Raw genomic sequence first — 21,721 nt, 5'->3', positions numbered from 1 at the left:
GGGCGGCGCCGGAGGGGGTAACAAGCCGTAAGAGACGAATGTTGCCTTCGTGCGGGCCAGAGGCCCGGGCGGACCACAGGCCCGTGCGGGCCAGAGGCCCGGGCGGCTCGAAGTCCGAGGGGACCGCCGGAGCACGCCGGTCGCGTCAGGGCGCGGACGGCACGGCGAGGTCCCGCAGCAGCGCCATCGTCTCGTCAGCCCGCGCGACCGGGACGAAGAGGTGATCGTGGTGGAAGGCCGAGACCGCGTTGACGGCGATGCCGGCTTCCGCGAGGCGCGCCGTCACGGCGGCGAGGAAGCCGACCGCCGACAGGGAGGAATGCACCGCGAGCGTGATCCAGCCGCACGGGAAGGCGCCGGCAAGCCCCGCCCGCGCCGCCTCGTCCCCGGTCAGGATCAGGGTCGTCCCCTCGGCCTCGCGAAAGCGCATCGCCGGGTCGAGCCCCGCCGGCACCGCGCCGTCCGGCAGGGTCGCGAAGACGTAGCTGCCCGGCCGCCGCTCCGGCCGCATCCCGGCGAGGAGCCGCGCGAGGTCGGTCTCGCCGGTCATGCGGTGAGCGACTCCAGCGCCCGGCGCAGCTCCGCCGGCAGGGGCACCGGGCGCTGCGTCGCCCGGTCGACGTAGACGTGGACGAAGTGCCCCTGGGCGGCGGCCGCCTCCTCGTCCTCGCGGAACAGCCCGACCTCGTAGCGCACGCTCGACGTGCCGAGATGCGCGACCCGGATTCCGGCCGTCACCCGGTCGGGAAACGCCATCGAGCGGAAGTAGCGGCAACCGGTCTCGACCACGAGGCCGATCACCGGACTTTTCGCGATATCGAGAACGCCGTCGGCGATCAGCACGCTGTTCACCGCCGTGTCGAAGAACGCATAATAGACCACGTTGTTGACGTGGCCGTAGACGTCGTTGTCGGCCCAGCGGGTGGTGATCGGCACGAAGCGCCGGTAGGCGGCGCGGGTCTCGGGGGGCGTGCGGCCGCTCAAAGGGCTGTCTCTCGATGCTGATCGGGGGCCGAGCCTAGGCCGGCCCGGCGCCGCCGATCAAGCGGCACTCACGTCCCGAAGGTCTCCGGGTCAGGCCCCATCCGGCCCGCCGGGTCGTCGAGGGCCTCGATCCGCGCGAGGTCGTCGGCATCGAGGGCGAAGCCCGCCACGTCGCGGTTCTCGCGGATGCGGGCGGGCGTCGCGGATTTCGGGATCGCGACGTTGCCGATGTCGAGTTGCCAGCGCAGCACGACCTGGGCCGGGGTGCGGCCGTGCTTCTCGGCGATCGCCCGGATCGCCGGATCGTCGAGCACCCCGCCGCGGCCGAGCGGCGCCCAGGCCTCGGTGACGATGCCGGCCTCGGCATGGAAGGCCCGCAGGGCGTCCTGCTGGAAGCGCGGATGCAGCTCGACCTGGTTGATCGCCGGCGTCGAGCCGGTGGCGTCGATGACGCGCTTGAGGTGCTCGATCGTGAAGTTCGAGACGCCGATCGAGCGGGCGCGGCCGTCCTCGCGCAGGCGCATCAGGGCGCGCCAGGTGTCGAGATAGGCGCCGCGCTGCGGCACCGGCCAGTGGACGAGGTAGAGGTCGACGTGGTCGAGGCCGAGGCGGGCGAGCGAGTCCTCGCAGGCCCGCAGGGTCTCGTCGTAGCCGTGGCGGTCGTTCCAGACCTTGGTGGCGACGAAGACCTCCTCGCGCGGCAGGCCCGAGGCCGCGATGGCGCGGCCGACCCCGGCCTCGTTGCCGTAGACCGCCGCGGTATCGATCGAGCGGTAGCCGGCCTCGAGCGCCGCCCCGACGATCGCCGGGGCCTCCTCGTTCTCGAGCCGCCACACCCCGAAGCCGAGCTGGGGGATGCGCTTCCCGTCGTTCAGGGTCAGGACGGCGTCGGACATGGGAAACTCTCGGCGGGGCCTAACAGGGGTGCAAGCCCCTGATCTGGGTCGGGCCCCGCCGAAGTCGAGGCGGCGGTCGGGCGCGGCTCCCCTACTTCACCAGCGGGCAGCCGCCCTCGGCCATCGGCCGGAAGGCCTGGTCGCCCGGCACGGTGTCGAGGAGCTTGTAGTAGTCGTACGGCCCCTTGCTCTCGGCCGGGCTCTTCACCTCGTACAGAAAGACGTCGTGCACGGCGCGGCCGTCCTGGCGCACCGTGACGGTGCCGAAGAGCGGATCGTTGATCGGCTTCTCGCGCATCGCCGCCACGACCTTCTCGCCCTCGATCGTGCCGGTGTCGCGCACCGCCCGCAGGTAGGCCAGGGTCGAGGAATAGACGCCGGCGTGGTTCTCGGTCGGCATCCGGCCGTTCATCCGCTCGGCGAAGCGCTTGGCGAAGGCGCGGGTGCCGTCGGTGCGGTCCCAGTAGAAGGCGCTGGCGAGCTGGAGCCCCTGCGCCGCCTTGAGGCCCAGCGCATGGGTATCGGAGAGCTGCACGAACAGGGCGGCGAGCCGCATCTGGGGCATCAACCCGAACTCCGCCGCCTGCTTGACGGCGTTGATCATGTCGGCGCCGGTATCGGCGAGCGCCAGCACCTGAGCGCCCGAGCCCTGGGCCGAGAGCAGCGGCGAGGCGAAGTCGCCGGCATTGAGCGGGTGCTTGGTCGACCCCTTCACGGTGCCGCCGACAGCCTTCAGCGCCACGGTGGCGTCGCGCTCCAGCGCGTGGCCGAGCGCGTAGTCGACGGTGACGAAGTACCACGACTTGCCGCCGCGGCCGGCGACGGCACGCGCGGTGGCCGAACCCTGCGCCCAGGTGTCGGACACCCACTGCACGGTCGTCGGCGCGCAGGCCTTGCCAGTGAGGTCGGAGGTGAGCGCGCTCGAGGCCAGCGCCACCCGGTGGCGCTCCCGCATCAGGTTCGCGACCGCCAGCGCGACCGCCGAGTTCGGCAGATCGACGATGGTCGAGACGCCCTCCTGGTCGAGCCAGCGGCGGGCGGTGGCGAGCCCGATATCGGGCTTGTTCTGGTGGTCGGCCGAGACGACCTCGACCTTCAGCTCGCCGGCCTCCTTGGCGAAATCCTCCACCGCGAGCTGTGCGGCCGTGACCGAGCCGGTGCCGGCCTGGTCGGCGAAGGGCCCGCTCATGTCGCTGAGCACGCCGACCTTGATCGGCGCCTTGGAATCCTGCGCCAGCGCGGAGGTGCCGAGCGCGAGCGACAGGGCGAGGCCGGCGAGACCGGCGGCCCGAGAGCGGAACGACATCGGGGATCCTCCCAGGGAGTTTATGTCAGATCTTGTTCGCGGCCCGACCGGGCCGTTCGGGCCTCTGTATGTCAGGGGTGCGGGGCGGCGTCGATGCGGGATCGCGCGGCGTGGTTGAGAAAGCCGGGGGCTGCATCGGCGCGGTCCGTCGCGCCGTCCGTTCTCGTCTTCCGCGTCTCTCGCGCGTCGACGACGGTTGCTCCTTGATTGCCGAATGGCTAAGCTTTTCGTCGACGGTTCCCTCCGGGGATCAAAAGGGAACGCGGTGAGGGCTTGCCCGAAGCCGCGGCTGCCCCCGCAACTGTAAGCGGCGAGCCTTCCATCATTCATGTCACTGGGAACCCGACACGGTTCCTGGGAAGACGATGGCAGGCGACGACCCGTGAGCCAGGAGACCTGCCGTCAGCCGTGGTCACACGCGAGCACGTCGGGCGGGGTGTCCTGACGGGTGTCGGGATGGGGGCGAGAGGTCCCCGTCGCGCCGTCGTTCGCGGTGACGTGCCACAGCCGCGTCTCGTCCCGCCATGTCCCCCGCCGCCCTCCCCCGATCCGCCGATGCGGCGCGCCCTCCGCGCGCCGTCCCATCACGGCGACGGACCGGATGGCGAGAATGTAACTTTATAACGTTACATTTTAGGATGACTCCGCTACGGACGGTGCGCACGCCTCCTCTGGAAACCCGCATGTCTCCCCGTCGCGCCCGCCGCCTCGCTCCCGTCGCCGCCCTCGCCGCCCCGCTCCTCGCCGCCGCGCCCGCGGGCGCCGAAGACCTGCCCCTCGATGCCATCGACGTGGCGGGCGGCCGGAACCGGGAGGTGGCCGCCCCCGGCCTCAACCTCGCGACGCCCGCGCGCTCCGGCAGCCGGCTGGGCCTCACCCCGCTCGAGACCCCGGCGAGCCTCGACGTCATTTCCGGCGAGACGATCCGGGCCCGGGGCCAGAACACCGTCGAGGAGGCGGTGACCCAGAACGCCGTCGGCATCACCAGCGTCGCCGGCCCGGGCAACGGCAACCTCTCCTTCGCCAGCCGCGGCTTCGTCGGGCCGAGCTCGGTGCAGCAGCTCTACGACGGCACGCGGCTCTATGTCGGGGTCGGCACGGTCACCTTCCCGTTCGACACCTGGTCGGCGGAGCGGATCGAGGTCCTGCGCGGGCCCGCCTCGGTGCTCTACGGCGAGGGCGCGATCGGCGGGATCATCAACGTGGTGCCGAAGAAGCCGGTCTTCACCGCCCTCGGCGAGGCGCGGGCGGCGATCGGTTCCGACGGCGTGGCGCGGCTCGCCCTCGACAGCGGCGGGCCGGTCGGCGAGGACCTGGCCTACCGGATCAACCTCAGCGGCAACCGGGCCGACGGCTGGGTCAAGCCCGACGGCGACTTCCGCAACCTCGCCCTCTCGGCGGCGATGACCTGGCGGGTCACGCCCGACCTGGCCGTCACCCTCTCGCACGACCTCGGCTACAACGAGCCGACCCGCTACTGGGGCTCGCCGCTCGTCGGCAACCGGGTGCCCGACCGCCTGCGCTTCATCAACTACAACATCCGGGATTCGCAGATCGCCTGGTTCGACAACTGGACGCAGCTGCGCACCGAATGGAACCCGAGCGCCGACATCACGGTGCGCAACACCGCCTACCGGCTCTCGACCGAGCGGCACTGGCGCGACGTCGAGCAATACACCTACCAGCCGGCGACCGGCCTGATCGGCCGCAGCGACTACATCGAGATCCTCCACCACGAGGAGCAGATCGGCAACCGCCTCGACGCGACGCTACGGAGCAGCCTGTTCGGCTTCAAGACCACGACGGTCGTCGGCTTCGACGTCAACCACATCGCGTTCCGGCGCGACAGCAACGCGCCGTTCGGCGGCGAGAGCACGGTCGATCCGTTCAACCCGGTCCCGGGCGCCTTCATCAACGTCGCGGGCACTCGCACCGACATCGTGTCGCGGACCCGCCAGGCCTCGGTCTTCGCCGAGAACCGGCTCGAGCTGTCGCCCCAGCTCGCCCTGGTGACGGGGGTGCGCTACGACGCCCCGACGGTGGCGGTGAGCCGGCCGCTGGCCGGCAGCCGCTTCGAGAAGACCTTCGACTCGACGAGTTTCCGGGTCGGCGCCGTCTACACCCCGGTTCCGGATTTCGCGCTCTACGCACAATACGCCACCGCCGCCGACCCGCTCGGCAGCCTGATCACCACCAGCGTCCCGCAAGCGCAGTTCCAGCTCGCCACCGGCGAGCAGGTCGAGGCCGGCGCCAAGGGCCTGTTCGATGGCGGGCGCGGCGAGTGGACGGTGGCGGCCTACCACATCGCCAAGGACAACCTGCTCTCGCCGATCCCCGACCGGCCGACCGAGGTGGCGCAGGTCGGCAGCCAGTCCTCCCGCGGCGTCGAGGTGGCGCTGGCCTACCAGCTCTCGGACGCCTGGCGCATCGAGGCCAACACCGCGCTGCTGAAGGCCCGCTACGACAGCTTCTCGCAGAACACCGATGCGGGCCTGGTGTCGTTCGCCGGCAAGATCCCGGTCGACGTGCCCCAGCGCGTCACCAACGTCTGGCTCAGCTACGCCTTCGCGCCGGGCTGGGTGGCGCGGCTCGGCGTCAACGATGTCGGGCCGGTGTTCAGCGACTTCGCCAACACGGTGAAGCGGCCGGCCTACACGCTGGTGAACGCGACGCTCGACTGGCAGGTGACCCCGACCTCGCGCCTGTCGCTGCGCGGCTACAACCTCACCGACCAGATCTACGCGGTCTCGGGCAACACCAATTCCTGGCTGCTCGGCCGGCCGCGCTCGGTCGAGCTCGCCTACCACGTCGTGTTCTGATGCACGGCAGGGTGGCGAAGGCGGCCGTCAAGCGGCTCAAACGGTGGCTGCATCTCGGCCATCGCTGGCTCGGCATCGCCACCGGGCTCCCGATCCTCCTCTGGTTCGGCTCCGGCCTGGTGATGCTGTGCGTCGGCTTCCCGACCCTCACCGAGGGAGAGCGGCTGGGCGCCCTGCCGCCGCTCGCCCTCGCCTCGGTGCGGGTCACCCCTCAGGCGGCCCTGGAGCGGGCGGGCCTCGCGCATTACCCGGCCCGGCTGACGCTCGCGATGCGGGGCGGCGCGCCGGCCTACTGGATCGCCGATACCGACGGGCGCCGGCAGGCCCTGTCGGCGGTGACCGGCGATCCGGTGCCCGAACTGACGGCGGCGGACGCGACGGCGCTCGCCGCTACCCATCCGGCGGCGCGCGCCGTCGCCGATCTCGGCACCGTGACCCGCGACCAGTGGACGGTGACGGCGCGCTACGACCCCTTGCGGCCGTTCCGCGTGGTCGCCCTCGGCGATCCGGCCGGGACCGAGCTCTACCTGTCGGCGGCGACGGGCGAGCTCGCCCTCGACACCACCCGGGCCGAGCGGGTGTGGAACTGGCCCGGCGCCGTCACCCACTGGATCTACCTGACGCCGCTGCGGGCGCGGGCGGGCCTGTGGCAGGACGTGGTGCTGTGGGTCTCCGGCATCGCGCTCGCGGCGGGCGTGAGCGGCTACGTGCTGGGCTTCGTGCGGCTGATGCGCGACCGGCTGACTCCCTATCGCGGCTGGGCCGCCTGGCACCACCTCGCCGGGGTGGCGGGCGGCCTCGTCGTCGTCAGCTTCCTCGTCAGCGGCTGGCTGTCGATGAACCCGCGCGGCTGGTTCGGGCCGCGCGGCCCCGACGCCGCCATGCGGGCGGCCTATGCCGGGCAGGCGGCGCCGGTCTTCCCGCTCGGCCCCGACGCCCTGGCGCGGGCTCCCGCCGGCACCGTCGCGCTCGATTTCGCCTGGATCGGCGGGCGGCCCGTCATCCTCGCCGCCGGTCCCGGCGGCACGGCGCCGTGCTGCGGCAGCGCGCTGACCTCGGAGGCGATCGTGGCGGCCGGCCGGGCGATGCTGCCGGCGGCCCGGTTGCGGGAGGTCACCCGCCTCGAGGCGCCGGACGCCTACTGGTACGACCGCCACGGCGCCCCGATCCTGCCGGTCCTGCGCCTCGCCTTCGACGACCCGGCCGGGACCTGGTTCCACCTCGACCCCGCCACCGGGGCGATCCTGGGGCGGACCGACCGCAGCGGCCGGGCGAACCGCTGGCTGTTCTACGCGCTCCACACCCTCGATGCCGGCCCGCTCGCCGGGCGCCCGGCCCTGCGCCTGGCGCTGATCGTCACCCTCTCGGCGCTCGGCCTCGTCGTCGCGACGAGCGGCACGGTCCTCGGCTGGCGCCGGTTGCGCCGCCGCCGGGCCTGAGACCCGGCCCGATCCCCCAGCCTGCGCGGCCCTCGTCATCGGCGCGGTTCGGACGCCGGCGACAGAATGGATCGCGCCCGCAGCCGAATATTCATTTGCCGGAACCGGTAGGGGACGCCCGCATCGCCGACGCAAGGACGATCGACGCGCGTCTCTACATGCGAATACGCTGAACCGGCCGGCAGGACCGGTGATCAAGTCGACAGGGGAAGACCCGCGTCGAACCGGCGGATTGCCGGGTGCAGGCGCTGCGGCGATGCCTCGCGCGTCGGTTGATCGATTGGGCGGAGCCGGACAACCAAGACCAGAGGAACGGGATACACGATCTCGCAGCCTTGCAACGCCCACGAAAGCATGATCCTTCTCACTACTTTCGGTTGCATACCCCCGCCTCGACTTGGAGAGGCGACGAGGATCCGACGACTCGACGTACCGCCGGTGATCGCCATGCCGGCCTGGACGGTCATGGACGCGGCTATACGGGACGGCGGCGCCGGATAGTCCATCCGGCTCGGCGCCGGGGCCCTCCCCCAAAAGGCTATGCCTTTGTACGCACAGGCGAAAGTGTCGGAATAGGACGATCGTATTCAGATCTCGATAACGTTCGCCATGCATGCTCGACCGAACGAAGGCGCTGGACGAGCCGGGATGGCGGTGTACCTCAAGCAATTTCCCAGGTTTTTGGCGGAGCGCCGCGGCCCGGTGATCCTCGGCACGATCGTGGTCGTCCTGCTCTGGCTCAGCGTCGGGGCCAAGCACGTCAACGACCTGCGCGGCGCGCTGCAGGATTCCGAACGCACCACCCACAACTTCGCGATGGTGTTCGAGGAGAACGTGCTGCGCTCGATCGGCGAGATCGACAAGGCGCTGCTCTACATGCGGCGCAGCATCGAGAGCCGCGCCGGCCGCGAGGATTTCGGCACGATCGTCAACACGACCGACCTCCTGAGCGAGATCATCGTGCAGGTGGCGATCATCGGGCGCGACGGCGTGATGCGGGCGACCAATGTCGGCCCGCAGCCGCCGCCGGCGACCGACCTCAGCGACCGCGACCATTTCCGCATCCACGTCGAGAGCCCCGACGACGCCCTCTACATCAGCCGCCCGGTGATCGGGCGGGCGAGCGGCCGGGTCTCGGTGCAGGTCAGCCGCCGCTTCCTGGGGCCGGACGGCCGGTTCGGCGGCGTGGTGGTGGCCTCGCTCAACCCCAGCCACCTGACCCAGTTCTACGACAAGATCGACCTCGGCAGCCCGGCCGCGATCTCGCTCATCGGCAGCGACGGCGTGGTGCGCTCGAGCGGCGGCGTCGGCGGCGGGTTCGGGGTCGGCGCCGACCTGTCGCGGACCGAGACCTTCCAGAAGATCCGTTCCGGCCGCTCGGGCACCTTCACCCTCGCGATGCCCGACGAGGGCCAGCACCGGATGGTGACGATCCGCAAGGTGCGCGACCAGCCCCTCTGGGTCAGCGTCAGCGTGCCGGAGGTCGAGATCTACAAGGACGCGCAATCGGCCCTGCGGATCGACGCCATCGTGGCGGCGATCCTGACCCTGCTCGTCGGGATCGCGGTCGAGAAGCTCCTGCGCATCGAGGCCAAGCGCTCGGAGGCGGAGGCCCGGGTCGCGCGCCTGGCCTCGCTCGATCCCCTCACCGACCTGCCGAACCGCCGGGTGTTCCGCGCCTCCCTCGAAGCCGAGGCGGCCAAGGGCAATCTCCCCGATACCGCGCCCTACGCGGTGATGTTCCTCGACCTCGATCGCTTCAAGCTCGTCAACGACACGCTCGGCCACAAGATCGGCGACGACCTGCTGCAGGCGGTGGGCGAGCGGCTCGCCGCCGTCCTGGCGCCCGGCCAGGTGCTGGCGCGGCTGGGCGGCGACGAGTTCGCCCTGCTGGTGCCGGGCGTCGGCGACCGGGCGGCCCTGGAGGCCCTGGCGGAGCGCATCGCCGAGGCGGTCCTGGCCCCCTTCGAGATCGGCAGCCACCAGATCCGATCGAGCGTGAGCATCGGCATCGCGGTCGCGCCCGGCGACGGCGGGACCGCCGACGACCTCCTGATCGCCGCCGACCTCGCGCTCTACGCCGTGAAGGCGGGCAAGCGCGGTACCTTCCTGTTCTACGACCGGCAGATGAGCGTGGGGCTGGAGGACCGGCGCCAGCTCGAGGCCGACCTGCGCCGGGCGATCGAGCGGAACGAGCTGGAGCTGCACTACCAGCCCTCGGTGATCCTCAAGACCGGCGAGATCGCCGGGTTCGAGGCGCTGGCGCGCTGGCGCCACCCGGTGCGGGGCAACGTGCCGCCCGCGACCTTCATCTCGATCGCCGAGGAATGCGGGCTCATCCATGCCATCGGCGAGTGGTCGCTGACCGAGGCCTGCCGCCGCACCGCGACCTGGCCCGACCGGCTCAAGATCGCCGTGAACCTGTCGCCGGTGCAGTTCGCCGGCCCCGACCTCGTCGGGATGGTGCGGGGCGTGCTGGAGGCGACCGGCCTGCCGGCCCACCGCCTCGAGCTCGAGATCACCGAGCAGATGCTGCTCGACAGCGGCGAGGCGACGCTGGCGATCCTGCGCGACCTCAAGGCGCTCGGCCTCCACATCGCCATGGACGATTTCGGCACCGGCTACTCCTCGCTCAACTACCTGAGGAGCTTCCCCTTCGACCGCATCAAGGTCGACCGCAGCTTCGTCACCGGCCTCGGCAGCGGGGCCCAGAACGCGGCGATCATCCGGGCGGTCATCGACATCGCCCGGGCGCTCGGCATGCGCACCACCGCCGAGGGGGTCGAGACCGCCGACCAGCAGCACGTCCTGTCCCTGCTCGGCTGCGACGAGGTCCAGGGCTACCTGTTCAGCCGCCCGGTCCCGGCCGAGGAGGCGCAGGCCCTGATCACCCGCTGGCGCCCCGAGGACCGGCGCGCGGCGACGCGGGCGGCGTGATCGGCCCCTGCTAAGACCGGGGTCGCCGCGTCCCGGTCGACGCGTCCCGTCCCGGGCCGACGGCGACAATCCTGCGCCGAACCGGCGACCGGTCCGCCGCAGGAGGCCGAGGGGGCAGTGTCCCCTCGCTCAAGCCGCGAAATCCCGGGAAAGGTCGAGTGCCGCGGGCCTGTGCAGGCGATGGACCTCCGGGCGCGACAGCCGCAGGGGCCCGCCGTCGCGCAGGCGCATCCAGCCCGCGGGCCAGCGGGGCATCCGCGTCTCCCGCCCCCGCCGCAGCCAGGTCTCGTGCCAGAGCAGCAGCGCGCCGGCCGCCACCACGATCACGCCGCCGACGACGAGGTGCAGGTTCGGGACCTCGCCGAAGGCGAGGTAGCCGAGGGCCATGCCCCAGACCAGCATCAGGTAGTAGAACGGCGACACCGCGGTGGCCGGCGCCGCGGACAGGGCCCGGGTCCAGAGATACTGCGCGCCGACGTTCGAGGCGCCGAGCAGCCCGAACAGGGCGGCATCGGGCAGGCTCGGCCAGCGGAAGCCGAAGGCGAGCAGCGCCGCATGGGCCGCGGTCATCACCGCCATCTGCCAGATCAGCAGGGTGCCGGGCTTCTCGGTCTTGGCCATGCCCCGCACCGCCACCGTGACGGTGCCGTACATCACGGCGTTGCCGAGGGCGAACAGGGCGCCGACCTGGAGCGAATCGGCGCCAGGATTGGTCACCACCAGGACCCCGAGGAAGCCCACCACCAGGACGGCCCAGCGCACCGGGTCCGACGCCTCCTTGTGCCAGAGGATCGCCACCACGGCGGCGAAGAGCGGCGCCGAGAACCCGATCGCCGTGACCCCGGCGAGCGGCATCAGGCCGAGCGCCAGCACCGTCAGCGTCTGCGAAATCGCCTGCGACAGGCCGCGGGCGACGTGGGCCCGGGGCTTGGCGGTGCGGAACACCGACAGGCCCGTCGCCGGCAGCATGAAGGCGCAGACCAGCCCGAAGGCGATCGACGAGCGCAGGAACATCACCTCGCCGACGGGATAATGCGCGACGAGGTGCTTCGAGAACGCGTTCGACAGGGTCAGCAGCACGGTCGCGCCGATCATCAGCGCGATGCCGAGGGGGACGTTGTCGGCGGGACGCCCGGCGACGTCGGGACGACCCGCGGCCTGGGGACGGGCGGCGCTCTGCATGGGGGGCTTCTCCGGGGCTCTCCAAGCAGACTTGCGTTGGCAGGCCAACGCTTCGCCCGCTTAGGTTCTTGTTTGGTCGCAGATTTTCGGCGCCGAACCGGTAACCACTTCGGCGAGATCTGCTTAGCGAGGCCGTCGCCGGGTCAGGCGGTCGTCTGTGCCGCCGGCTGGGCGTCCATGAACCAGGGCTTCACCCCGACGCCGCGGCGCAGGGAATACATGTAGAAGATCGGCATCGTGGCCGGGAACAGGTCGCGGAACTCGCTGCCGTTGAAGGTGACGAACAGGGCCTCCGGAAAGGCCGCCGCGACGGCGCGCTTCTCGACCATGTTCATGCGGTGGTAGTCGAGGGCGCCCTGCTCGGTGGAGCCCTCGCCGCGGTACCACTTGGCGGCGCAGGCGATCAGGCTGGCCAGGATCTCGCCCGACGGCTCCTCCTCGGCGGTGCCGGCGCCGATCTCCCGGGCGAAGGCGACGACGTCGCTGAGCCGGGTGCTGGCGAAGCCGCGGGCCTGGGCGGCGGCGTCGATGGCGTCGAAATAGGCATTCATCGCCGCGGCCGGATGGCCGTTCAGGGTGGCATGGGTGTCGGTGAAGATCAGCCGGAAGATCGCGCCCGGGGCGTAGACCTGGCGCACACGCTCGGCGAGCTGGCCGAGATAGTCGAGGCAGGCGAGGTCCGGCGCGGCGATCTCGGCGCGCGGGCCCTTGCCCCAGTACAGGACGAACTCGACCGGACGCCCGGCGCGCGCCGCCGCATCGACCGCCGGCACCAGCCGCTCGGGGTTGCCGGGCTGCTCGCGCTTGAACGCCCAGGTATTGAACGCCTTGATGATCGCGTCGGCGTCGACCGGCCCGGATGCCGCAGACTTGTGGTTGAATTTTCCGTTTGACTTGCCTTGCGGTTTAGCCGACCGGCCGGAGCCCTGGCCCTGCCGCTGGGTCGAACCGGACCCCGTCAGTTCAGCCGCCTCCGGCGCCGGCGCGTGAGCCTCGATGACGTTCGGGTAGATCGGTTCCATGTCTGTCGCCTCGATTGCCGACGGAACAGTATAATTTAAATTAAACTTGTCGAGGGTGGACATGATGCCGGCCTGTTCGTCATTCGGTATACGTGAAAAATGTATTAACGAACTGTTGGAGTCAAACAGAATGCTGACGGATAGTTAACGCGATCGCATGAATTGATGTTCGCCGGCTCAGGATCGGTGCGGGGCGGCGGACGCCGCCACGCCGCAGCCGCGCTGGACAGGATCTTGCCTTATGGTGAGGGAGGCCCCCGCCGGGGCCGCACCCCGGGAGGATCGCAGGAACCCCGCATGGACCTCGACAGCATCACGGAGGTGGTGGCGCCCCGCGCCCGGGACATGCTGCCGCCTTGGAGGCCGGGCGACGCCTGGCTCGCCGGGGGAACCTGGCTCTTCTCCGAGCCGCAGGACGGGATCGCCCGGCTGGTCGACCTGCCTTCCCTCGGCTGGGAACCGCTGGCGGTGGATGCGTCGGGCTTGCGGATCGCAGCGACCTGCACCATCGCCGCCCTCGACCGGCTCGTGCTCCCGCCGCCGTTCCGCGCCGCCCCGCTGATCGGTCAGTGCTGCCGGGCGCTGCTGGGCTCGTTCAAGGTCTGGAACGCCGCGACCGTCGGCGGCAACCTGTGCCTGGCGCTGCCGGCCGGGCCGATGATCGCCCTGACGGTCGCCCTCGACGGGACCGGCCTGATCTGGACGCCGGACGGCGGCGAGCGCCGCCTGCCCATCCGCGACCTCGTGCTCGGCCCGCAGGAAACGGCGCTCGGCCCCAGCGAGATCCTGCGCCGGATCGACCTGCCGGCGGCGGCGCTCGCCCGCCGCACGGCCTTCCGGCGCCTGTCGCTCAGCCCCAACGGCCGCTCGGGGGCGCTCGCGATCGCCACCCTGGATCCGTCGGGTGCCTTCGCCCTCACGGTGACGGCGGCGACCCGGCGCCCGGTGCGGATCGACCGGCCCGCCCCGCCGGGGGCGGAGGCGCTTCGCGACGCGCTCGCCGCCGCGATCCCCGACGGGCTCTGGTACGACGACGTCCACGGCGCCCCCGACTGGCGCCGCCACGTCACCGGGCTCCTCGCCGAGGAGGTCCGGGCCGAGCTGGCGGGAGACGCCGCGGAGAACGCCGCGGGAGGGGCACCATGAGGCTGACGGTCAACGGCACGAGCCACGAGGTCGCGCCCCGGCCCGGCCAATCCCTGCGCACCCTGCTGCGGGAGCTCGGCTGGTTCGGCGTCAAGAAGGGCTGCGACGCGGGCGATTGCGGCGCCTGCACGGTCCATCTCGACGGCGAGCCGCTGCATTCCTGCCTGGTGCCGGCCTTCCGGGCGGCGGAGCGGCAGGTCACCACGGTCGAGGGCCTCGCCGGCCCCTGCGCCCCCGGCGACGGGGTGCCGGACGCGCTCCACCCGGTCCAGGCGGCCTTCGTCGCCGCGCAAGGGTTCCAGTGCGGGTTCTGCACCCCCGGCATGGTCATGACCGCCGCCGCCCTCGACCAGGGCCAGCGCCGCGACCTGCCGGCGGCCCTGAAGGGCAACCTGTGCCGCTGCACCGGCTATCGGTCGATCGCATCCGCGATCGAAGGGATCGCATCCGCGATCGAGGGCCGCGCATCCGCGATCGATGGCAGCGACGGCCCGGCCGCGCCGCCCTGCCCCCATGGCGCCCCGGCCCCGGCCAGCGCCGCGATCGTCAGCGGCCGCGCCCGCTACACTCTCGACCACGACCTGTCGGGCGCGCTCCACCTCAAGGTGCTGCGCTCGCCCCACGCCCATGCGCGGGTGGTGAGCATCGATCCCGCCGCCGCGCTGGCGGTGCCGGGCGTCGTGCGGGTGCTGACCCATGCGGACGCGCCGGACCGGCTGTTCTCCACCGCCCGGCACGAGAACCCCGCCGACGACGCCAGCGACACGCGGGTGCTCGATCCCGTCCTGCGCTTCGTCGGCCAGCGCGTCGCCGCGGTGCTCGCCGAGACGGAGGCCGCCGCCGCCGCCGGCTGCCGGGCGCTTCGGGTCGATTACGAGGTGCTGCCGGCCTGCCTCGATCCCGAGCGAGCGCTCGACCCCGATGCGCCGCTGGTCCACGGCGCGCGGCCGACGGGCGAGGACGCGCCGCCGCTCCATCCCCATCCCAACCTCGCCGCCGAGGCACATGGCGAGATCGGCGACGTCGCGGCGGGCCTCGCGGCGGCCGACGTGGTCCACGAGGGCACCTACCGCTCGCAGCGGGTCCAGCACGCCCATCTCGAGACCCACGCGGCGATGGGCTGGCGCGATGCCGATGGGCGCCTCGTCATCCGCTCCAGCACCCAGGTGCCGTTCCTCACCCGCGACGCCCTCTGCGCCCTGTTCGACCTCCCGCGCGAAAAAATCCGGGTCGAGTGCGGCCGGGTCGGCGGCGGCTTCGGGGGCAAGCAGGAGATGCTGACCGAGGACCTGGTGGCGCTCGCCGTGCTGGCCACCGGCCGGCCGGTGCGCTGGGAGCTGACCCGCACCGAGCAGTTCACCGCCACCACCACCCGCCACCCGATGCGGGTGCGGGTGCGCCTCGGGGCGCGCGCCGACGGCACCCTGACGGCGATCGACCTCCAGGTGCTGTCGAATACCGGCGCCTACGGCAACCATGCCGGCGGCGTGCTGCACCACGGCTGCAACGAGGTGATCGCGGTCTATCGCTGCGCCAACAAGCGGGTCGACGGCTATTCCGTCCACACCCATACCCTGCCGGCCGGCGCCTTCCGCGGCTACGGCCTGAGCCAGACCATCTTCGCGGTCGAATCCGCCATGGACGAGCTCGCCCGGGCGCTCGACCTCGATCCGTTCGAGCTGCGGCGCCGCAACGTCGTCCGCCCCGGCGACCCGATGGTCTCGACGAGCCTGGAGCCGCACGACGTGCAGTACGGCAGCTACGGCCTCGACCAGTGCCTCGACCGGGTCGCGGAGGCCCTGGCCTTGCCCCCGCCTCCGGCGCCGCCGGGCTGGCGCACGGGATCGGGCATGGCGCTGTCCATGATCGACACCATCCCGCCGCGGGGCCACTTCGCCGAGGCGCGGATCGCGCTCGAGGACGGGCGCTACGTCCTGCGCGTCGGCACGGTGGAGTTCGGCAACGGCACCTCGACGGTGCACGGCCAGATCGCCGCGGAGGTTCTCGCCACCACGCCGGACCGCATCGTCCTGCGCCAGGGCGACACGGACGCGGTGAGCCACGATACCGGCGCCTATGGCAGCACCGGCATCGTGGTCGCCGGCCAGGCAACGTGGCGCGCCGCGGACAGCCTGGCCGCGCTGCTGCGGGGGCGCGCCGCCGCCCGGCTCGGGCTCGATCCCGCCGCATGCCGGCTCGACGGCGATGCGGTCATCGCGGGAGAGGCCCGGATACCCCTGGCCGATCTCGGCCCCGCGGAGGCCGTGGGGCATGCCGACGGCAGCCCGCGCTCGGTGGCGTTCAACGTCCAGGGCTTCCAGGTCGCGGTGCGGCCCGAGACCGGCGAGGTGCGCCTCCTGCGAAGCGTCCACGCCGCCGATGCCGGGCGGGTGATGAACCCGGTCCAGTGCCGCGGCCAGATCGAGGGCGGCGTCGCCCAGGCGCTCGGCGCCGCGCTGTACGAGGACCTGGCGATCGACGCCGAGGGCCGGGTCGCGACCCCGACCTTCCGCACCTACCACATCCCGGCGATCGCCGACGTGCCCCGCACCGAGGTGATCTTCGCCGACACCCATGACGGCATCGGGCCGCTCGGCGCCAAGTCGATGAGCGAGAGCCCGTTCAACCCCGTGGCGGCGGCGCTCGCCAACGCCATCCGGGACGCGACCGGCGCACGGCTGACCGCCACGCCGTTCACACCCGACCGGATCTACCGGCAGATCGGCACCACGACCCAGAGCGGCGAGGAGAAGCGATGGACCTGAAGCGCGACGACGGCCTGACCGGGCCGGGCGGTTCCTCCCGAAGCGGGTTCCTGGAGCGCACCTTCGCGCTCTCGGCCCACGGCACCACCGTGCGCACGGAATTGCTCGCCGGGCTGACCACCTTCCTGACGATGGCCTATATCATCTTCGTCAACCCCAACATCCTGGGCGATGCCGGGATGCCGAAGGGGGCGGTGTTCGTCGCGACCTGCCTCGTCGCGGCGATCGGCTCGCTGGTGATGGCGTTCTATGCCAACTACCCGATCGCGCTGGCGCCGGGCATGGGGCTCAACGCCTACTTCGCCTACGTGGTGGTGCTCCAGATGGGCTACACCTGGCAGGCGGCGCTCGGCGCGGTGTTCATCTCCGGCCTGCTCTTCATGGTCGTCACGCTGACGGGTTTGCGCCGGATCATCGTCGAGGGCATCCCCCGGTCGATGCGCATCGCCATCACGGTCGGCATCGGGCTGTTCCTGGCGATCATCGCGCTGAAGAGCGCCGGCGTGGTGGCGGCGAGCCCGGCGACCTTCGTCACCCTCGGCGACCTGCACAAGCCGAGCGCGGTGCTGGCGGTACTGGGCTTCCTGATCGTCGCGGTGCTCTCCGTGCGCAAGGTGCGCGGCGCGCTGCTCGCCGGCATCCTGACCGTCACGGCGTTGAGCTTCGTCGTCGCCGACAACACCTTCCAGGGTGTCGCCTCGCTGCCGCCCTCGATCGCCCCGACGCTGTTCGCCCTCGACATCACCGGCGCGCTGTCGGGCGGCCTGCTCAACGTGATCCTGGTGTTCTTCCTCGTCGAATTGTTCGACGCCACCGGTACGCTGATGGGCGTCGCCAACCGGGCGGGACTCCTCACGCAGGGAAAGATGGAGCGCCTCGACAAGGCGCTGATGGCCGATTCCTCGTCGATCTTCGTCGGCTCGCTCCTCGGCACGTCGAGCACCACGGCCTATCTGGAGAGCGCGTCGGGCGTCGAGGAGGGCGGGCGCACCGGGCTCACCGCGGCGACGGTGGCGGTCCTGTTCCTGGCCTGCCTGTTCTTCGCGCCGCTCGCCGGCTCGGTCCCGGCCTACGCCACGGCTCCGGCTCTGTTCTACGTCGCCTGCCTGATGCTGCACGAGCTGGTCGATCTCGACTGGGACGACCTGACCGAGGTGCTGCCGGCCTGCGTGACGGCGCTCCTGATGCCCTTCACCTACTCGATCGCCAACGGCGTCGCCTTCGGCTTCATCACCTATGCGGTGATCAAGCTGCTCACCGGCCGCTTCCGGGAGGTGAAGCCGGTGGTGTGGGTGATCGCGGGCGTGTTCCTGTTCAAGTTCGTGGCGACGGGGAGTGCGCACTGACGGGCGCTGCCGTCCTCAACCCTCCCCCCCTCCGCGGCAGGGCTGCCCGGGCAAGGTGTAGCGCGCGGGCTCTCCCCTCTCCCCGCGGGCGGGGAGAGGGGAAACTCGCGCCTTTTCGTGAAGACGAAGCGCCGCCTCAGTACTTCCGAACCAGGCTCACCAGCCGGCCCTGGATCCGCACCCGGTCCGGCCCGAGCACCCGGGTCTCGTAGGCCGGGTTGGCAGCCTCCAACGCGATCGACGAGCCGCGGCGGCGCAGGCGCTTCAGGGTCGCCTCCTCGTCGTCGATCAGGGCCACGATGATGTCGCCAGTATTGGCGGTCTCCTGGCGGCGGATCACCACGAGGTCGCCGTCGAGGATGCCGGCCTCGATCATCGAGTCGCCGCGCACCTCCAGGGCGTAGTGCTCGCCGCTGGCGAGGAAGTCCGGCGACATCGCCACCGTGCGGCTCTGGCTCTGGATCGCCGAGATCGGCGTACCGGCGGCGATCCGGCCCATCACCGGCACGCTGACCGACTGGCCGTTCTCGTCCGAGGCCGTCGCCATGGCGGGGATGCCGGCGGGCCGCTTGGGCTCGTGAGCGCGCCCGCCCTCGACGACGCTCGGGTTGAACCGCACCACCTCGGCCCCGGCCGCGGGAGCCGTCGCCGGCCCCGTCACAGTCTCGGGGATGCGGATCACCTCGATCGCCCGGGCCCGGTTCGGCAGGCGGCGCAGGAAGCCGCGCTCCTCCAGGGCGGTGATCAGGCGGTGGATGCCCGATTTCGACTTGAGATCGAGGGCGTCCTTCATCTCGTCGAAGGACGGGGGGACGCCCGTCTCGCGCATTCTCTGCTGAATGAAGCGGAGCAGGTCCAACTGCTTACGCGTGAGCATGTGACACTCTCATCCCCGCGCTGCCGCGCTCCGGAAACAAATCGCGAACATGGTAAGCGTTCCGCAAGTGTTCCGCAAGCGGCTTCGAAAAAGCGGCGCACGGCCGCAGCAACCGGGGTGATAGACGGGGATGTCGCGGGTCGATCGTACGATGAGGCAGGCCCCTCCCGGAATTCGACCGGCGCGGGACTGTCCGCCGCGCCGGCCCGTCGGACGGGTGTCAGCCCCGCCCCTTGCGGCCCTTGTATTTGGGCTTCTGGCCCGGAAAGCCTTGCGTCGAGCGGCCGGTGGGGCGCTCGGCGTAGGAGAAGGGCACCTCGCGGTCGGTGCCCGGGCCCATGTCGTCGAGGTCGGGCTGGCGGATGCGGGTGCCCTCGTCGGAGGTGCCCTTGCCGCCGGGGCCGTATCCCAGGGGCTCGGGGCCGCGCCGCTTGCGCTTGGCGCCGAAGCGGCCGGCGTCGCGCTCGACGTCGGCCTGGGCCGCCATCGGGTCGTCGGCGATGGCGAGCTCGGTCGCCTGGAGACGCTTGAGCTCGTCGCGCAGGCGCGCCGCCTCCTCGAAGTCGAGGTCCGCGGCGGCCGTCCGCATCCGCTTCTCGAGGTCGGCCATCACCGCCTTGAGGTTGTGGCCGACCGTGACGGCGGACTTGGCGAGCCCCGTATCGACCTGGACGTGGTCGCGCTCGTAGACGCTCTCCAGGATGTCCGAGATGTTGCGCTTCACGCTCTGGGGCGTGATGCCGTGCTCCTCGTTGTAGGCGAGCTGCTTCTTGCGCCGGCGCTCGGTCTCGGCCATCGCCCGCTCCATCGAGCCGGTGATGTGGTCGGCGTAGAGGATGCAGCGGGCGTCCGCGTTGCGGGCGGCCCGCCCGATGGTCTGGATCAGCGAGGTCTCGGAGCGCAGGAAGCCTTCCTTGTCGGCGTCGAGGATGCCGACGAGGGCGCATTCCGGGATATCGAGGCCCTCGCGCAGGAGGTTGATGCCGATCAAGACGTCGAAGGCGCCGAGCCGCAGGTCGCGGATGATCTCGATCCGCTCCAGGGTGTCGATGTCGGAGTGCATGTAGCGCACCCGCACGCCGTTCTCGTGCAGGTACTCGGTCAGGTCCTCGGCCATGCGCTTGGTGAGCGTCGTCACCAGCGTGCGGTAGCCGGCGGCCGCCACCTCCTTGACCTCGCCAAGCAGGTCGTCGACCTGGGAGCGGGCCGGGCGCACCTCGATGACCGGGTCGACGAGGCCGGTCGGGCGGATGACCTGCTCGGCAAAGACGCCGCCGGTCTGCTCCAGCTCCCACTTCGCCGGCGTCGCCGAGACGTGGATCGATTGCGGGCGCATCGCGTCCCATTCCTCGAACCGCAGCGGACGGTTGTCGAGGCAGGAGGGCAGGCGGAAGCCGTACTCGGCCAGCGTCGCCTTGCGGCGGAAGTCGCCCCGGTACATGCCGCCGATCTGCGAGACCGTGACGTGGCTCTCGTCGGTGAAGACCAGCGCGTTGTCGGGCAGGTACTCGAACAGGGTCGGCGGCGGCTCGCCGGGCTTGCGGCCGGTGAGGTAGCGCGAATAGTTCTCGATGCCGTTGCAGGCGCCCGTGGCCTCGATCATCTCAAGGTCGAAGGTGCAGCGCTGCTCCAGGCGCTGGGCCTCGATCAAGCGGCCCATCCGGGTCAGCTCCTCGACCCGCCACTTCAGCTCGTCCTTGATGCCCTTGACCGCCTGCTGGAGGGTCGGGCGCGGCGTCACGTAGTGGCTGTTGGCGTAGACCTTGACGAACTTCAGCGTGTTGAGGGTCTTGCCGGTGAGCGGGTCGAACTCGGAGATCGCCTCGATCTCGTCGCCGAACAGGCCGATGCGCCAGCCGCGATCCTCCAAGTGGGCCGGCCACAGCTCGATCACGTCGCCGCGGACCCGGAAGGTGCCGCGGGCGAAATCGGACTGGATGCGCTTGTACTGCAGCGCCACTAGATCGGCGACGAGCTGGCGCTGCTCGATCTTCTCGCCGAGGCTGACGGTGAACGACATCGCCGTATAGGTCTCGACCGAGCCGATACCGTAGATGCACGACACCGAGGCGACGATGATGACGTCGTCGCGCTCCAGGAGCGCCCGGGTCGCCGAGTGGCGCATCCGGTCGATCTGCTCGTTGATCGACGATTCCTTCTCGATGAAGGTGTCGGAGCGCGCGACGTAGGCCTCGGGCTGGTAATAGTCGTAATACGAAACGAAGTACTCGACAGCGTTGTCGGGGAAGAAGCTCTTGAACTCGCCGTAGAGCTGCGCCGCTAGGGTCTTGTTGGGGGCGAGGATCAGGGCCGGGCGCTGGGTCTCCTCGATGACCTTGGCCATCGTGAAGGTCTTGCCCGAGCCCGTGACCCCGAGCAGCACCTGGTCGCGCTCCTGGCCCTGGACGCCCGCCACCAGCTCGGCGATGGCCCGGGGCTGGTCACCGGCCGGGGTGAATTCGGAATTCAGCCGGAACGGGACGCCGCCCTCGGATTTCTGCGGCCGCTCCGGCCGGTGCGGCCGCCACAGCTCGCCGTTCTTGAACAGCGGGTTGCCCTCGGTGAGGAGCTTGGTCAGCGCGTCGACCGTCGCCGAGACGCCCTCGGCCGCCAGCGACCCGCGCTCCTCCACCGCCTCGCCGTCCGGCTCGCGCAGGCCGAGCGCCTCGGCGAGCGCCGGCTCGACATCGGCCGCGGCGCCGTGCGCGAAGGCGGCCTGCGGCGCCTCGCCGAAACCGTCAGGCCCTGCAGCCTCCGGGCCCCGGGCGCGGCGGGCCGCCGGCTTGTCGGCAGCCTTCGCCTCCGCGGGCTTGGCCTGCGCCGCGTCCTTGCGCGGGCGGCCCCGCTTCGGCGGCTCGGGCGGCGGTGGCGGCGCGGCGGCGGGCAGGCGGTCGCGGTTCAGCGCTGGGTTCAGCAGCTCGGCGAGGAAGGGATCGAGCGGCTTCAGCTCGGGCTTCGAGGCCTTGCCGGTCGACGGACGGGGCTTCTTCGGGGCGGGCATG

At 71.5% G+C, this 21,721-nt stretch carries 14 protein-coding genes and 1 riboswitch; of the genes, 6 read left to right on the top strand and 8 right to left on the bottom strand.

The window, feature by feature from the left end:
* Positions 1-145 precede the first annotated feature (145 nt).
* From V3T34_RS00425 to V3T34_RS00410, 4 genes are all read right to left on the bottom strand, one after another.
* Positions 146-550, bottom strand: coding sequence for an ACT domain-containing protein (locus tag V3T34_RS00425; protein ID WP_305078505.1), 405 nt, complete (start codon positions 548-550; stop codon positions 146-148).
* Complete coding sequence (locus V3T34_RS00420; protein WP_091884770.1) at positions 547-984, bottom strand: acyl-CoA thioesterase; 438 nt, start codon at positions 982-984, stop codon at positions 547-549. The genes V3T34_RS00425 and V3T34_RS00420 overlap by 4 nt, the downstream gene beginning before the upstream one ends.
* Positions 985-1,052: 68 nt before the next feature.
* Positions 1,053-1,880, bottom strand: coding sequence for an aldo/keto reductase (locus V3T34_RS00415; protein ID WP_091884767.1), 828 nt, complete (start codon positions 1,878-1,880; stop codon positions 1,053-1,055).
* Between the two features lie 91 nt (positions 1,881-1,971).
* Positions 1,972-3,186, bottom strand: coding sequence for an ABC transporter substrate-binding protein (locus V3T34_RS00410; RefSeq protein WP_060849106.1), 1,215 nt, complete (start codon positions 3,184-3,186; stop codon positions 1,972-1,974).
* A 217-nt stretch (positions 3,187-3,403) separates the two neighbouring features.
* Positions 3,404-3,604: riboswitch (cobalamin riboswitch) on the top strand.
* A gap of 265 nt (positions 3,605-3,869) precedes the next feature.
* Here V3T34_RS00410 and V3T34_RS00405 point away from each other — a divergent pair.
* From V3T34_RS00405 to V3T34_RS00395, 3 genes are all read left to right on the top strand, one after another.
* The gene (locus V3T34_RS00405; protein WP_305078506.1) at positions 3,870-6,005 is read left to right on the top strand and encodes a TonB-dependent receptor; all 2,136 of its coding nucleotides are present in this window, start codon (positions 3,870-3,872) and stop codon (positions 6,003-6,005) included.
* Between the two features lie 11 nt (positions 6,006-6,016).
* Positions 6,017-7,444 carry a PepSY domain-containing protein gene (locus tag V3T34_RS00400; protein WP_331369078.1) on the top strand — a complete coding sequence of 476 codons (1,428 nt, stop codon included), beginning with the start codon at positions 6,017-6,019 and terminating at the stop codon, positions 7,442-7,444.
* Between the two features lie 648 nt (positions 7,445-8,092).
* The gene (locus V3T34_RS00395; RefSeq protein ID WP_305078508.1) at positions 8,093-10,381 is read left to right on the top strand and encodes a putative bifunctional diguanylate cyclase/phosphodiesterase; all 2,289 of its coding nucleotides are present in this window, start codon (positions 8,093-8,095) and stop codon (positions 10,379-10,381) included.
* 129 nt (positions 10,382-10,510) lie between these two features.
* On the opposite strand, the gene V3T34_RS00390 is transcribed toward V3T34_RS00395, so the two are convergent.
* Both V3T34_RS00390 and V3T34_RS00385 read right to left on the bottom strand, forming a co-directional pair.
* A complete protein-coding gene (locus V3T34_RS00390; RefSeq protein ID WP_305078509.1) occupies positions 10,511-11,563 on the bottom strand; it encodes a DMT family transporter in 1,053 nt (350 codons plus the stop codon).
* A 143-nt stretch (positions 11,564-11,706) separates the two neighbouring features.
* Positions 11,707-12,585, bottom strand: coding sequence for a hypothetical protein (locus tag V3T34_RS00385; RefSeq protein WP_305078510.1), 879 nt, complete (start codon positions 12,583-12,585; stop codon positions 11,707-11,709).
* A gap of 297 nt (positions 12,586-12,882) precedes the next feature.
* Between V3T34_RS00385 and V3T34_RS00380 the strand changes: the two genes are divergently transcribed.
* Genes V3T34_RS00380 through V3T34_RS00370 form a run of 3 tightly spaced genes read left to right on the top strand, consistent with a single transcriptional unit; the run spans position 12,883 to position 17,842 of the window.
* Positions 12,883-13,731, top strand: a complete 849-nt coding sequence (locus V3T34_RS00380) for an FAD binding domain-containing protein (protein WP_305078511.1) — start codon at positions 12,883-12,885, stop codon at positions 13,729-13,731.
* Positions 13,728-16,496 (top strand): molybdopterin-dependent oxidoreductase, encoded by a 2,769-nt coding sequence (locus V3T34_RS00375; protein WP_305078512.1) that lies wholly within the window; start codon positions 13,728-13,730, stop codon positions 16,494-16,496. The genes V3T34_RS00380 and V3T34_RS00375 overlap by 4 nt, the downstream gene beginning before the upstream one ends.
* Entirely contained in the window at positions 16,487-17,842 is a 1,356-nt protein-coding gene (locus tag V3T34_RS00370) for an NCS2 family permease (protein ID WP_331369077.1), read from the top strand. Before V3T34_RS00375 ends, V3T34_RS00370 begins: the two co-directional genes overlap by 10 nt.
* A gap of 136 nt (positions 17,843-17,978) precedes the next feature.
* On the opposite strand, the gene lexA is transcribed toward V3T34_RS00370, so the two are convergent.
* Both lexA and uvrB read right to left on the bottom strand, forming a co-directional pair.
* Entirely contained in the window at positions 17,979-18,719 is a 741-nt protein-coding gene (gene lexA / locus V3T34_RS00365; protein WP_060849115.1) for a transcriptional repressor LexA, read from the bottom strand.
* 220 nt (positions 18,720-18,939) lie between these two features.
* A complete protein-coding gene (uvrB, locus tag V3T34_RS00360) occupies positions 18,940-21,720 on the bottom strand; it encodes an excinuclease ABC subunit UvrB (protein WP_305078514.1) in 2,781 nt (926 codons plus the stop codon).
* Between the last annotated feature and the right edge of the window lies 1 nt (position 21,721).

This window comes from Methylobacterium ajmalii (assembly GCF_036448855.1).
GTDB lineage: Bacteria > Pseudomonadota > Alphaproteobacteria > Rhizobiales > Beijerinckiaceae > Methylobacterium > Methylobacterium ajmalii.
This window is presented reverse-complemented; position numbering and strand designations above follow the sequence as displayed.

What these genes read in the sequence shown, in the direction of transcription:
- uvrB (WP_305078514.1), bottom strand. Translation starts at nt 21,720, where the DNA reads ATGCCCGCCCCGAAGAAGCCCCGTCCGTCGACCGGCAAGGCCTCGAAG.
- V3T34_RS00425 (WP_305078505.1), bottom strand. Translation starts at nt 550, where the DNA reads ATGACCGGCGAGACCGACCTCGCGCGGCTCCTCGCCGGGATGCGGCCG.
- V3T34_RS00405 (WP_305078506.1), top strand. Translation starts at nt 3,870, where the DNA reads ATGTCTCCCCGTCGCGCCCGCCGCCTCGCTCCCGTCGCCGCCCTCGCC.
- V3T34_RS00395 (WP_305078508.1), top strand. Translation starts at nt 8,093, where the DNA reads ATGGCGGTGTACCTCAAGCAATTTCCCAGGTTTTTGGCGGAGCGCCGC.
- lexA (WP_060849115.1), bottom strand. Translation starts at nt 18,719, where the DNA reads ATGCTCACGCGTAAGCAGTTGGACCTGCTCCGCTTCATTCAGCAGAGA.
- V3T34_RS00375 (WP_305078512.1), top strand. Translation starts at nt 13,728, where the DNA reads ATGAGGCTGACGGTCAACGGCACGAGCCACGAGGTCGCGCCCCGGCCC.
- V3T34_RS00390 (WP_305078509.1), bottom strand. Translation starts at nt 11,563, where the DNA reads ATGCAGAGCGCCGCCCGTCCCCAGGCCGCGGGTCGTCCCGACGTCGCC.
- V3T34_RS00370 (WP_331369077.1), top strand. Translation starts at nt 16,487, where the DNA reads ATGGACCTGAAGCGCGACGACGGCCTGACCGGGCCGGGCGGTTCCTCC.
- V3T34_RS00415 (WP_091884767.1), bottom strand. Translation starts at nt 1,880, where the DNA reads ATGTCCGACGCCGTCCTGACCCTGAACGACGGGAAGCGCATCCCCCAG.
- V3T34_RS00410 (WP_060849106.1), bottom strand. Translation starts at nt 3,186, where the DNA reads ATGTCGTTCCGCTCTCGGGCCGCCGGTCTCGCCGGCCTCGCCCTGTCG.
- V3T34_RS00380 (WP_305078511.1), top strand. Translation starts at nt 12,883, where the DNA reads ATGGACCTCGACAGCATCACGGAGGTGGTGGCGCCCCGCGCCCGGGAC.
- V3T34_RS00385 (WP_305078510.1), bottom strand. Translation starts at nt 12,585, where the DNA reads ATGGAACCGATCTACCCGAACGTCATCGAGGCTCACGCGCCGGCGCCG.